The following is a 13,850-nucleotide window of genomic DNA, read 5'->3' as shown; positions in this document are numbered from 1 at the left end:
TTTAATCACTTTTTATAAGTAATTCTTAGTTAGTCCAGCAATGCTAAATTGAATTGATATCAAAGGAATATGTTGGTAAATACAGAGAGTACATCCCATTCTTTCAATACTTCCTTGATTTTAATAGCCAAATTATGTGCTTATTTAATAATTTTGACCACTGTCTCCAGTTCAACACTGCTATAATAAATTTTACAAAAAAATCACTAATTTTAGTTCGTGTTTCAACAAGGGAGCAAAAACAATTGCTACGTCAATAAAACAGTTATACATCGTTTAATACAACAACCATTTTATTACGGTGAGATGAGAGTAAAAGGAGAGATGTGGTCACATGGTTATCAACCTATTATAACAAGAGAGATTTTTATGGCATGTAAAGATGTACGTTTAGGTTGGAAGAAGAAGCCATTCAAATATGGTGGGAAAGATTTCCTCTTTAGAGGATTAATCACCTGTGCAGTAACTGGTAAAGTTGTAACAGCTGAAACTCACAGCAAAACATATTCAGATGGCAAAGTGGACGAATGGACTTATTTAGGTACATGGGATACAAAGAATCCAAACAAAAAGATTTATGTAAGAGAAGATGAGGTTTTAAAGCAAATAGAAGAGGTTTTTAAAAGAATAGGTAAGGGGAAGACCCGGAAATGCTAAAAGAGACCCTTGCCTATTTAAAAAACACAAATGAGCTAAAGAAAGATGAGCATGGGCAAGCAACAGCTGCTTTAAAGAAAGAGCATACCGAAAATGAGAATAGATTAAATTCATTAATAGATTTGCGACTCAATGGAGAACTTAGCACAGAAGAATTTCAAAGAAAAAAACAACAATTAAAAGATCGCCAATATGAAATTGCTCGTTTAATTAAAGTTTATGAGGAAGTAGACGATAAATTTACTGATACCGCTAAAACGCTAATAACTCTAGCATCTGAAGCCTATGAAACTTTTAAAGGTTCTGAAAGCCCTCAAAAACGCAAAATGATAAATTTCGTATTTCAGAACCTCAAACTAAGGGGCAAAAAACTTGAGACCTCTCTACGTTTCCCGTTCGATATTTTTGAAAAACGACAACTTGTACAAAAATGGCGGGGCGTAGTAGACAATTTCAGAACCACGATAGACATAAAATTACTGGTTATTCAAACACTTACAGTCTATTATTAAAGTATTGTCACCTGATATTGTAAATCCATATTTTTCCCGCAAAAAGCCATGCAGATTTTTAGTATTTGTTTAACATGTTGATGCTCTTTTATTTTAGTATCATATTTCCTATCAATAATTTGTTGTAAACCAGACCCTGCTATAGTCGTTAAATCTTCTGCATTTTTAGCTATTTTATACTCAATAATAATTGCCTTATCCCCTTTACCAACCTTGGGGATCATGATTACATCAGGGCGTCCATCACCTGATTCTTGCTCACTTGATATTATATAGCTCGGTGCTAGCATATTAACAATCCCTAGCATAAAGCCACTATAAAATAACTCTGCCTTTTTCTCCCCTACCTGATGAAAACTAGTGCTACTGTGCAGCAACTCCTGCATTCTTTGTTTAAACTCCTCTATTTTACCAGCTGGCAGTAAGCTCATTAGCGGATAATATAATGAGCTATCCATTTGTAATTGTTTGCCAAGCCATTGTAGTAATCGAGTTTCATAAATAAATTTTACTTCTTCATTTGGAGCCGCTAATTCAAAAATATTTCTTGTCGGTTCAACAGCAGTAGGATTCAAATAACCACTAAATAATAATAAGCTAAACAAACCTGAACGTGAACTAATATCAGCAAAACTTATTTGTTTCATAATAGGAGCAATAATAGCTTTACCAGCAGCCAATACTTGAATATCCTGCTGCATCTCATCTGATAATAAAACATTATCAATCCAACCAGTTCCTCCACTGTCAACCCAATAATAATCAAGCTCACCTTCACTTGCTAAACACTGCATAATTGACCAAGGATTATAGATGATTTCTCCCCCAAAATTATAGCCATTATACCAATCTTTAATTTCTGCTGGACTGGTAGTAAGTGGTACTTTAGTTAATAACTCGTCCACTTCTGTTTGAGTAAATCCATAGCTACTTGCAAAGTTTTTATCTAATAAACTATATTCCCGAACATTATTTAGCCCGGAAAACAACTCAGCTTTGGCAATCCGTAAAATTCCCGTAATAACTCCCCGTTCAACCGGCAGTTCTTGATCGCCAGTTTCCTTTTTAAAGGTAGATTTCATGATCCCACGGAAAATTTCTAATACTTTTTGAAATTCTGCCTCGTTAGTACCAAACCATCTATAAGCACTATTAATGGGCGTATCATATTCATCAATCAATACCCAAGGCTTTTTATTGTAATGTTTGTACAGCAGGTGGCTTAAAATAGCCAAACTATTTTTGATATTGTCTAGAGTTACCTCGCCAAATAAATATTGGTTGAAATCAGCTCGTTCATCTGATGCAAGCTTATCACTATTAGCTAAATATCTATGCGCCTGAAACAATTTCCGTAACTGGCTTTTTACACCTTGTTCAATATCGTGATAGCTTGAACCTTCCACGCTTTTAAAGGTGATGAATATTACGGGGAATTGACCTTGATATTCCAAAATAATGTGTGGATACTCAGCTATTTTGAGCTTTTGAAGTAATTTTTTTCTACCAGTTGTAAATCCTAAATCTATTTCTCCACCTGCAAATAATTTGATATTGTTCTGATGCTCTAATGATAAGGGATTGCCATGCTCATCTATTTCTATTTCAAAGAATCTCCTAATCATATCCATATTAATACTCTTTCCCCAACGCCTTGGTCGGGTGATTAGGATGACTTTACCGCTATCTTCTAGTAATTCTTTGATCATTAAACTCTTATCAACGAATATATCGCTATTAATTAGCAGATCATAGAAGTCATCAGTGCCAACAAACATCTTTGGCTGATAATTACCATTATTCTTAGTTTTTTCTTCTGTCATTGTTTTTACGAGTTTCTACTAACTATATAATACTATTATACACTTTTTTATTGTACACTAATAGCAATTAGCAAAATTTTTGCTAATCATACTATAGATGAATTACAAGCTGATATATATACTTGGCTTACAAATTATAATAACGAAAGGTCTAATTCAGGTAAACATTGCTTTGGTAAAACACCAATGCAAACTTTTAGAGATTCACTTTATATTGCTAAAGATAAAAATATTAGTAATATAGAGAGAATATCAGACAACTTGGCTATTACTTATCACGCTGCCTGATTATTACTTATTGTCAGATTAAGTCGTCGGACTGTTGAAAAAGTCATAAGAAGGAGTGGAAAAAAGTTAAGATAAGAAATAAGATGTATTTTTATGCTTAAATGAAGGTGTAAAGATGCAAGGTTATAAATCTGATCAAGAAGGTGTGAGATGTGATAGCGTTAGCTTAAGGTGCATGATACCTGATGATCATTTATTAGTGAGAATTCATGAGAGTAAAGAATTAGACCTCTCTTCTATCTATGAAATAACTAAAAAGTGTTATTGTGCTAATTACGGACGTCCATCAATTGATCCTGTATTATTTTTCAAGATGCAAATAATATGTTACTTATATGGTATAAGATCAAATAGACGATTATGTAAAGAAATTCAGTGGAATGTAGCATATAGATGGTTTTGTGGGTTAAGTTTAGAGGATAAAGTACCAGATCATTCATCATTAAGTAGGATAAGAGATAGATTTGGAGTAGAACTATTTCAAGAAATATTTATAAGCTTAGTTAAGCAGTGGTATAAACTTGGTATTATAAAAGGGGAAACAATTATTTCAGATGCATCTTTAGTTGAATCGAATGCATCTATGGATAGCCTAATATTAAGAAAAGATAAAAGTGATCCACAAAAGAGAGAATTAAAAATATATGAACGTCGTTATCATGATTTTAGAGAAGGGAAGAAAGTAAGGAAAGTATCTAATCAAACTCATGTAAGCAGAACAGATCCTGATTGTAGTCTTGTATCAAGAACTAGTGGTTATAAAAAGCTATGTTATAAAGCACACTACTCAATTGATAGCAGTACTCGTATTATAGTGGATTGTTATGTAAGCACAGGATCACGACATGAGTGTGTTGTACTTTCAAATAGAGTTTGGTATATATTAAATAATTTTTCTTTTAAAATAAAAGAATGGGTGGCAGACAAAGGTTATGGTAGAGGTCCAACCTACAGATATTTTAAATTACTTGGAATTACTACTTACATACCTTTACATGTAGATAATCTTGGTGAAGGAAAAATAAGTAGAGGTGAATTTCAATATGATAGAGAACAGGATAGATATAAGTGTCCGCAAGGATATTATCTTTATCCTTATGAAAAATTAGATAAAAAACAAATAAAACGTTATCGTATTACAGGAGGGCATTGTAAAAATTGTCCACTAAAACCAAGTTGTATTGCTGATAATTATAGTAATAGAGCAAGATTTATTTATCGTAATCCTTATCAGGATGAAATAGATGAGGTCAAAGCTAGACAGAATAGAATTGATTTTAAACAAAAACTAATTGAGAGAAAGTGGAAAATAGAAGGAATTTTTGCTGAGGCTAAAGAGAATCATGGTTTACGAAGAACACAATTCAGAGGCGTACAAAAAACACAGATTCAAATATTCATGATTGCGATAGTACAAAATTTTAAACGGATACTTAAAATTATTTTTTGGTTCTTTTATCTTTTGCTACTAAATATAAAAAATATTACAATATTTGTAACCTTAATGACTTTTTCAACAGTCCGTTACGACTTATCTTTTAGTACTTAATATATTTTTTTGTTTAATAGCAGATTTAAATTTTTGGTCATACTTGTAATTCTGTATAGCAAAAGTTTCTTTTGAAGAATCATAACTTTTATGTACTTCTTCTATAGAAGGAATAGTATGTCCGAGTTCTTTATATTTCTCCCATGGAGTTCTACCATGCAGAGAACTATGCGATCGATGCTTATTATAATACTCTTCCCAAATCATAAGCTTACTCTGAAGCTCTTGTTCCTTAGGATCAGTGCTACTATAAAATTCGTCTAAATATTTGTTCAAGGTAAACTACCAAAAAGAGGGTACTTATTCTCTTAGCGACTATTTTAGTCAAGGTCTATTCAAGTCACCCTCTTTAATTATTTTACCAAAAAATCATTGATAGAGGAAAACCTCTATACTTTTGGGAGTTAGCTAGTTTATCATTTTTTAAAGCCATTGCCACCCATCTTACTTACCCACCACAATAGGGACGAAGCTAGCAGCAATGTTAATAAGAACAGATTACCAAATATCACCTCGAGTCCAAATTTTACAATAACTTCAACTAATCCGCCTTTACCTGCAGCAATTATATATTCATTAATTTCTCGCTGCTTTTTCCTCTCTAAAATATCTTCTACTAGTGCTTCGGTAAAATTATGGTCATACTTTAAACCTGATTCACCATATTTTTGCTCAAACTCTTCCTTGGTTAATTTGTTATTATAACTTTTAAAATATTCAGCAATATCCCGTAATTCAGGATCAATAATATCTTGTGGGTCAAAAGCTCGCCATAAAGTTGATAGGCTTGGACTATCTGCATAAGCTTGCCTAGCAGATGCCCGCCAAACATCTAATTTACTACTACCTAACAAATCAACGATACTTTTATTAAATCTACGCTCCGGTAATAAGGTAGAATAGTAACGCGGGTGAATTGGTTCGTTATTTGCCCGATAACCTGCGTATACTTCCTCATTTTGAAGCTTTATTTCTTGAGGATAAGTTTTTCTGAATACTTTCTCTCTTAATAACTCCTTTTTTAATCCAAGACTTTGTTCTTTGGTATTAGGATACTCATTTAATGATTGATTCAATTCTTGAAATGGACGCATTACTATGTGTAATTTTTGATGAACATTTGCTGAATCCTGGATTGGAGAATATAACTCTAGCATTGATCCCATAGTGAGTTTTAATGATGGGCTTTTATTCTCATATGCCCCTAACTCAATTGTAAAGTATGAATCATTGCTAGATTGATTTATATTTAAAATAATAGTTATATTAGTACTTGTGTTAGGACTTATCACTTTTGGTAGTAATATAGATTTAGCAGTTTTGGCACTCGGTAGGTTACTACCCTCAGCTTTACAGGTACTAATTAATATTAATTGTGCTAATAAAATATTTAATAATGATATTACCCTTGAGTTCATATGTAATTTCCTCATTGATGAATTAAGACTTTATAAATAACCTAGGGAAGTTTTAGGCTATCTGTGATAGTATCTCTTATTTCATCAAGATTTTTAATCATTTTTTATAAGTAATTCTTAGTTAGTCCAGCAATGCTAAATTGAATTGAGATCAAAGGAATATGTTGGTAAATACAGAGAGTACATCCCATTCTTTCAATACTTCCTTGATTTTAATAGCCAAATTATGTGCTTATTTAATAATTTTGGTCACTGTCTCCAGTTCAACACTACTAATAATAAATTTTATAAAAAATCACTAATTGTGAGCAAAAAGGTGTACTTCTAGGATTAATGAGGATATCTGTGAAGATGATACTACGTGGTGTGGTGTTAAGCACCGAGGTTAGAACAAAGATCGGAAATTTTTTAAATCTAACCTCAGTGTCTATTTTCCAAAGACAAAAAACAGGGATTAATTGTATGACGAGCAATGTCAAAAATCAACAACAAAATGATTCAACAAATGAAAGAATAAATAATATCACTAACATTGCTGCACAAATACTTAGAGAAGTTTTGCAGAGCAATAATATAACTTATATAGAACTTATCGACGTTCGTATAGGTTTAGAAGGAATTGAAATAGTTGGCAAAATTTTAGAACATAATAAGCTTATAACCGCAATACGTCTTTGCAACAATGATATTGATCTTGAGGGACTAAGTCTGCTTATCGAACTGTTAGAGAATAATCATAGTTTGATTAATATAGATATTGAATATAACAACATTGGGGTTCAAGGGCTAATCATACTAGATGAATTTTTAGAAAATGATAAAACCATAAAGCAAATAAGTCTTAGAGGCAATGATATTGGTGATGAAGGGGCGGATATACTGGCAGGAGTTCTAACAAATAATGAAATTGTAAAGCAAGTGGATATTGGTAGCAATAATATTACTGATAAAGGAGCAATCATACTAGCAAGATATCTAAAAAATAATAACACTATAAAGAAAATATCTTTTAGTAATAATGATATTGGTGATGTTGGGATTGTCCAGCTTGTTAAAGCTTTGGAAACTAATAGAACCATCAGCCAAATAGACCTTAGCTATAACAATATTACTGACAATGGGGCAATAACACTGGTGGGACTTCTAGAGTCTAATAATAAAATTACAAGCAAAATAATAATAGATTTCACAGATTTTGACAATGAAAATATTAGTTATCAAGTAGAAGAGCTGTTAATTGAGACTCTAGAAAGCCACAACAAAAAACTGGGGGTATAATTTTAAAAATATTCATCTGTATCATATCTGATACAGAATATCAATAAGGTGATCGATGTAAATAGTGGTATTCGGTTAAGTTTTTAATTTATCTATTTTAAAGCAAACTCATAATAAATCAAAAAGACCCATATTTAGACTTAGAGCGTAATAAATTCAAGACCAGGTGGTTTCCCCCACAATAATGATACTAAAAAGCCGTGTAATAGCCTTAAAATAATAAATAAGGGTATCTATGATAAACCACTTGATAAAGTTACTCCTGCTACGAGTTAAAACAATTATTTTTACAATAACCCAAAATTATTAATGCTAAAAAAATGTTACACTTGGCTCTAATACTGAAGGAGATGGGGTAATTTAATGCAAACTCAACTTGACTCGTCCAGTATTTAATCTATCTCTGAATGTATAATACTTTTATAAAAGGAAAAAATATGACAGACTCAGCACAAAAAGCCATAATTTTAGTTCGTGTTTCAACAAGGGAGCAAGAAGAAGGGTATTCAATTGAAGCTCAAAAATATAGATTAGTAGAATATTGCCAACGTAAAAATCTTGAAGTTATCGAAACTTTTGAAATTATCGAATCTTCAAGCAGAGGTGATCGCAAACAATTTAAAGAGATGATCAAATTTGCTAAAAGCCATAGAGAAACAATTGCTATAGTTGCTGATAAAGTAGATCGAGTACAAAGAAGAATCTCAGAAATTTCATTACTAGAAGAACCAATAAAAGCTGGTAAGATAGAATTACATTTTAGAACAGAAGGTTACATAATAGATAAAGATTCTCAGTCTCATGCAAAGCTAATGTGGGGAATGAACGTATTGATGGCACAATCTTACGTTGATAGTTTAAGTGATAACGTTAAAAGAAGCCTAGATCATAAATTGCGTAAAGGAGAGTGGATAGGACCAGCCCCTCTTGGTTACCTAAATAGCCGAGATGAAAAAGGAAACAGTATAGTAATTCTCGATCCTGTAAGAGGTTCTATCATAAAAAAACTCTTTGAAGAATATGCAACAGGAATGTATACTCTTAGGTCTATGGTAAACATGGCTAAAGAATTAGGCTTAAGAAGTAAAAAGAATTGTCACCTAAATAAAACAGTTATACATCGTTTAATACAACAACCATTTTATTACGGTGAGATGAGAGTAAAAGGAGAGATGTGGTCACATGGTTATCAACCTATTATAACAAGAGAGATTTTTATGGCATGTAAAGATGTACGTTTAGGTTGGAAGAAGAAGCCATTCAAATATGGTGGGAAAGATTTTCTCTTTAGAGGATTAATCACCTGTGCAGTAACTGGCAAAATGGTAACATCTGAAATTCATAGTAAAACATATCCAAACGGTAAAGTGGATGAATGGACATATTTAGCTACTTGGGATCCACATAACCTAGACAAGAAAATATATATAAGGGAAGATGAGGTTTTAAAGCAAATAGAAGAGGTTTTTAAAAGAATAGGTATAAGAGACCCGGAAATGCTAAAAGAGACCCTTGCCTATTTAAAAAATACAAATGAGCTAAAAAAAGATGAGCATGGGCAAGCGACGGCTGCTTTAAAGAAAGAACATACAGAAAATGAAAATAAACTAAATTCATTAATTGATTTAAGATTAAGCAGCGAACTAAGCAAAGAAGAATTCCAAGCAAAGAAACAACAATTAAAAGATCGTCAATATGAAATTGCTCATTTACTTAAAGTTTATGAGGAAGCAGACGATAAATTTACTGATACGGCTACAATGCTAATAACTCTAGCTTCTGAAGCCTATGAAACCTTCAAAGGTTCTGAAATGCCCCAAAAACGCAAAATGATAAATTTCGTATTTCAGAACCTCAAACTAAGGGGCAAAAAACTTGAGACCTCCCTACGTTTCCCGTTCGATATTTTTGAAAAAACGACAACTTGTACCGAATGGCGGATAGGGTGGGATTCGAACCCACGGTACGGTTGCCCGCACGCTAGTTTTCAAGACTAGATCCTTAAACCACTCGGACACCTATCCAAGGTAATACATATCAGATAGATTAAAAAAATTCAAGTATAAATGTTTATAAGAGGGGTCAGGGTAATTTAAATTTTTTAGTAGATCATTAAAAATTAGTGTTACAAACTCCCATGATCTAAAATAATTAATTATAATTAATTATTTTAGTTATTTACTTTTTGATGGTTATACCTTATTATCTAGAAATATTAATTTTATATATAGAATCTTATCTATGGCAAATTTACAAACCAAACTTAGCTCATTAATGGTGCAAAAAAATATAAATGCTGTAGAGATAGAGAAAAAAACTGGATTAAGTAGAAATACTGTTTATAGCATTTTGTATGGTAGTTCAAAAAACCCTAGTGCTAATAATTTACAATTAATTGCAAAAGCCTTAGATATTAGCCTAGAAGCTCTTGTTGTTGATAACGAAATAAGCCATGAAGTGCTAACTATTGATCAAATGAAAATTTTTAGTAAAGCCACTAGTGCAACAATTAATATGTTAATTGAAAGAAACTTAAACTTTTCATTTACAAATCTTACAGTTCTAATAAAAGAAGTATATGAATATGCACTGAAAAAACAGTCTGTTGATAATACATTTATAGATTGGATGATTGATAAATATCACAAACCTTAATCTTGCTTTACCCATAAATCCATGTCATATTGTTTACAATATTCGACCATGGCAATAGTGTTAGGGTGATGTATACCGAATTCTTTAACTTGAGGTTTTCCAAAGAATTTATAATTATATATATCTTTGTTTTTACAAGCTGCTTTTGCTCCTTTGTTATATAACTCACTTACTTGAACAACATTTTTACTTTTATCCCCATAGAAATAGTGGTATATAACATAAGCTTTTTTATAAGATTCTATACTTCCTTTAATGTTACCTTGAGCAAGTAAAATATCACCTTGTACTACATAACCTGCTGCTAAATCTGGATCTTCCAAATGATCTATATTCTTAGGATTTCTACGTTCATCTGCTAAAAATATTGTTATAGCTTTATTAATATGATCTAAAGCAATATCTATTTTATTTAATCCTAATTCACTTTTTGCCATTTGTGTATAAATATAACCTAATGCCTCTTGGTTTACAGATTTATGCATATTATATACTTGTTGAGTTTGAACATAAGCTTCTTGATATTTGCCAATAGAGCTTAATATTGCTGCCCTAAGTAAATAATCTCTAGTAAAACCTAGATCATTAGGATCTAACGTCTTCCATACCTCGATGCCTTTATTGACGTATTCTAAAGCTTCATTATATTTACCTTGAATAAAAAATATTCTAGCTTTCACATGATATAATATAAATATATCTCCTCCCTCTATCCTATGTTTAAATAGCTTCTCCATTTCGTTAATAATTTCTTCAGCAGTTTTTATATTACCTAAATATACATGAGTTAGAGCAATGTTTAAGCTACAGTTAAATTTAGAATAAATATAATCATAATCATCACCTAGGGTATCTAAAACTTTAAATGCTTTAGTTAAATAAGAAATAGTTTTTTGATAATTTATCGATGTTATTCTATTGTAAAGTCCTACTCCTACTAAATATCTAGCGTAACAGAATTTTTGATAAGTAGACATTTGCCAAAATTTAAACTGTTCGTCTTGTTCTTTTTGCTCAAACCAGTTAACCATTGGCTTTGATTTGTATAGATTCCAGGCATTCATATATGAGGCAAATAATTGCAATCTTAAGTTAAGCATTAAATATATGTTAATATTATATTTTTCAGCATTTTGAAAAATAATCTCTAAATTTTCGGATATAGTCTTAGTAGCTCTCCATACATGGGCAGAATGCACTCCTTTGAGTTTAGGTAATTTTAGAATAATATCCTCTAAACATATTTTATTGTTTTTATCCCCATTTATCTCCATTATTTTGTTGCTAACTACATCATTCATTTCAAAAATAGGATTATCCTGATTAGAATCAATATTGCTAATCAACATAAACTTAGATAATTGGTATATATCATCATCGAGAGTATTCTTGTTATCAGTAATTATAGCAAGTAATTGTTTTGAGAAACTTTGGTTATTTATCAAAGCTATTTTATTAAGTAACTTTACCGCACTAGGCTTTAATTCCTTTATAGCCATACTAATATTTGTTGCTATTTTATCAGTTGATTGATAAATTTTCTTTTTATATTCTTCTTTATCTAGACCTTTAATTTTATTTAGTAATTGGATTCCTTGAACTATAAGTATTGGATAACCACTAAAAGATTGCGTTAAAAATTCGATACTATTTTTATCTTTATTATCCAATAAAGTATTAGCCAAAGTTACGATAGTAGGTTTATCAAATAAGGTCATTAATATAACATTAGGTAATCTTTCGTTATTTTGAGAACAAAACACGACCTGACCATTATGTTCCCAATCAATAAAGTTTTGCACTTTTTTATTTTCATTAACTTTTAAATTATCAAACACCAATAACCATTTACTAGTAGAAGTTAAATATGACATTACTTCTTTTTTGGCTAGAGTTACTGCCTCAGATATATTAGTTTGTTTGACCATATTGAGTTGTTGGGCTAATTTAACAAATTGTTCATTCAGGTCTAGGTTACAATCAAACAACCAGATTAGATCATAATTATTTTTATTCTCATAAGTATACATCCTAATTAACTGAGTTTTACCTATACCACTAGTACCAACTATACTTGCTTGTCTATATTTACTTAAATATTCATCAAGCATTTTAATTTGTTGCTCATGATTAATAAAATAGCTAACTGGAGTGATCAAATTAGATATTTGTGTATGGGCAAATGAATTATTGACTATAAATAACACCATAAGTGGTAATAAATATTTATTCATTTTTTTTCCTCGTTAAAGAAGCTAGTATAATCACATTATTTTCTGTTTTTATTGGTTGTTGGTTACTTTTATTTTCCTGTCTTATGCTTGAATCATTTGGATAGATTTCTATAATATTGCTTTGGTTATAACTTATTTTATAGTTGAATCCATCAGCTCTTAATATATTAAATACTTGACTTAAATTAAGTAAAAAAGGGTTAGCATGCGTTTTGAAAAAATGATTTGATGTTTTGAGCAGTTCTTCTGCTGTCATTATAGGATAACCGTCATATTCAAAACGTAGCTCTATTTTTTGTTTTATATCATCAATAGTTAATCTAATATTGTGTTTGGTAGTAGAAGATTGTTTTTTTAACAAAAAAAATAGATAGTTAATAATACTATAAATGATTTGGTACAACGCTGCATTAGAAGCAAAATATAATACTTTTGCTTTGCTTAAAATTTCAATCGATATATTTTCGTCTTCCTGATTAAATCTATCAGTAAATAAGTCAACTAATTTACTGGCATTAATTTCTTCTATTTTATTTTCTTGATACAGAAGTATAGAGCAAGGTACTTTATCACCAAAGTTTTTTAACCTATAATCCTTGATCATATCTTCTTGATTGTTAGAACTCTTATCAAGCAAGGATATTTGATTAGCTTCCTGAGCAAATAAACAATTAATTTCTAAATCTTTTTGTTTATTGAAATCATTATTCCAAATTTTTCTCATTAAAGAGGTTTCGCAATTTTTTAATTCCTGCTGATAATTAAACTTAAGCTGTTCTAATTCTGTAGCATATTTGTCTTGATAATGTAATGCATACGATTTATTGAAACTCTTAAATAAGCTTTTAAAGAGAAAATATAACAATAGAAGATTAGCAGTAATAAATGCTGTTAATATCCAAAATGGTCTTTTAATATCTGCTTTTACTTTATGCCAATATGTACTATTAATTGCCAAACTAATATTAAGTTGGTTAGAAGCGTTGATAGGATATATTTTATCTATTTGATAATTTTGAGTTTTGATATTTGAATAAAGAAATTTTTTATTGAGTTCTATCTTGTAATAAATGAATACCGGAACATGCTTATTTAATAATGCTCCAAAATTAAAAAGATTATAGTTTATACATTTTTCTGCCTCATTACATATCTCAAGTTCACTACCATTACTATTGATTGTAACATTTTTTTCCTGAATATTGCTAGATAAATGATATGCTAGAGAAGAGATTTTATTCATACTTACTGCTAGTATTTTATTATACTGGTTTTGTAGAATTTGTGTTTTTTCCATTTCAACTTTAGCATTATAATATTTATACAATGAAGCTATGATTGTACTATAAACTATAAAAATTAAGATAAATATCTGGAATAAATTTTGCTTTAATTTATCTAAATATGGTGAATTTTGCTCCTTCATAACCCAATAA

General features: G+C 30.5%; 10 protein-coding genes, 1 tRNA gene and 1 pseudogene. 6 read left to right on the top strand and 6 right to left on the bottom strand.

Annotated features, from left to right (window positions below; translation table 11 throughout):
* Positions 1-219 precede the first annotated feature (219 nt).
* Positions 220-657, top strand: a complete 438-nt coding sequence (locus AAGD36_RS03755) for a hypothetical protein (protein ID WP_341754996.1) — start codon at positions 220-222, stop codon at positions 655-657.
* The gene (locus tag AAGD36_RS03750) at positions 651-1,169 is read left to right on the top strand and encodes a hypothetical protein (protein ID WP_341754995.1); all 519 of its coding nucleotides are present in this window, start codon (positions 651-653) and stop codon (positions 1,167-1,169) included. The genes AAGD36_RS03755 and AAGD36_RS03750 overlap by 7 nt, the downstream gene beginning before the upstream one ends.
* Here AAGD36_RS03750 and AAGD36_RS03745 read toward each other — a convergent pair.
* Positions 1,166-2,992, bottom strand: coding sequence for an AAA family ATPase (locus AAGD36_RS03745; protein WP_341754994.1), 1,827 nt, complete (start codon positions 2,990-2,992; stop codon positions 1,166-1,168). The two genes, AAGD36_RS03750 and AAGD36_RS03745, sit on opposite strands and share 4 nt — an antisense overlap.
* 403 nt (positions 2,993-3,395) lie before the next feature.
* Between AAGD36_RS03745 and AAGD36_RS03735 the strand changes: the two genes are divergently transcribed.
* Positions 3,396-4,829, top strand: a complete 1,434-nt coding sequence (locus tag AAGD36_RS03735; protein WP_341754993.1) for an IS1182 family transposase — start codon at positions 3,396-3,398, stop codon at positions 4,827-4,829.
* On the opposite strand, the gene AAGD36_RS03730 is transcribed toward AAGD36_RS03735, so the two are convergent.
* Positions 4,812-5,105, bottom strand: a complete 294-nt coding sequence (locus AAGD36_RS03730; RefSeq protein ID WP_341754992.1) for an integrase core domain-containing protein — start codon at positions 5,103-5,105, stop codon at positions 4,812-4,814. The genes AAGD36_RS03735 and AAGD36_RS03730 overlap by 18 nt on opposite strands.
* Positions 5,106-5,245: 140 nt before the next feature.
* Complete coding sequence (locus AAGD36_RS03725) at positions 5,246-6,247, bottom strand: hypothetical protein (RefSeq protein WP_341754991.1); 1,002 nt, start codon at positions 6,245-6,247, stop codon at positions 5,246-5,248.
* A gap of 351 nt (positions 6,248-6,598) precedes the next feature.
* On the opposite strand from AAGD36_RS03725, the gene AAGD36_RS03720 reads away from it, so the two are divergent.
* Positions 6,599-7,525, top strand: a complete 927-nt coding sequence (locus AAGD36_RS03720; RefSeq protein WP_341754990.1) for a hypothetical protein — start codon at positions 6,599-6,601, stop codon at positions 7,523-7,525.
* A 407-nt stretch (positions 7,526-7,932) separates the two neighbouring features.
* Positions 7,933-8,697 (top strand): annotated as a pseudogene (locus AAGD36_RS06950) (recombinase family protein); the annotation flags it as partial.
* Between the two features lie 762 nt (positions 8,698-9,459).
* Here the strand turns inward: AAGD36_RS06950 and AAGD36_RS03715 are convergent.
* Positions 9,460-9,549: transfer RNA gene (locus tag AAGD36_RS03715), tRNA-Ser, on the bottom strand.
* A gap of 217 nt (positions 9,550-9,766) precedes the next feature.
* Here AAGD36_RS03715 and AAGD36_RS03710 point away from each other — a divergent pair.
* Positions 9,767-10,180 carry a helix-turn-helix domain-containing protein gene (locus AAGD36_RS03710; protein ID WP_341751650.1) on the top strand — a complete coding sequence of 138 codons (414 nt, stop codon included), beginning with the start codon at positions 9,767-9,769 and terminating at the stop codon, positions 10,178-10,180.
* Here AAGD36_RS03710 and AAGD36_RS03705 read toward each other — a convergent pair.
* Both AAGD36_RS03705 and AAGD36_RS03700 read right to left on the bottom strand, forming a co-directional pair.
* On the bottom strand, positions 10,177-12,414 hold the full coding sequence (locus AAGD36_RS03705; protein ID WP_341754989.1) for a tetratricopeptide repeat protein: 2,238 nt from the start codon (positions 12,412-12,414) through the stop codon (positions 10,177-10,179). The two genes, AAGD36_RS03710 and AAGD36_RS03705, sit on opposite strands and share 4 nt — an antisense overlap.
* Entirely contained in the window at positions 12,407-13,840 is a 1,434-nt protein-coding gene (locus AAGD36_RS03700) for a hypothetical protein (RefSeq protein ID WP_341754988.1), read from the bottom strand. Before AAGD36_RS03700 ends, AAGD36_RS03705 begins: the two co-directional genes overlap by 8 nt.
* Positions 13,841-13,850: the final 10 nt, after the last annotated feature.

This window comes from Candidatus Tisiphia endosymbiont of Ptychoptera albimana (genome assembly GCF_964026605.1).
In the GTDB taxonomy this organism is placed as follows: domain Bacteria; phylum Pseudomonadota; class Alphaproteobacteria; order Rickettsiales; family Rickettsiaceae; genus Tisiphia.
Note: the sequence above shows the minus strand (reverse complement) of the source record. Positions and strands in the feature narration are given on the sequence as shown.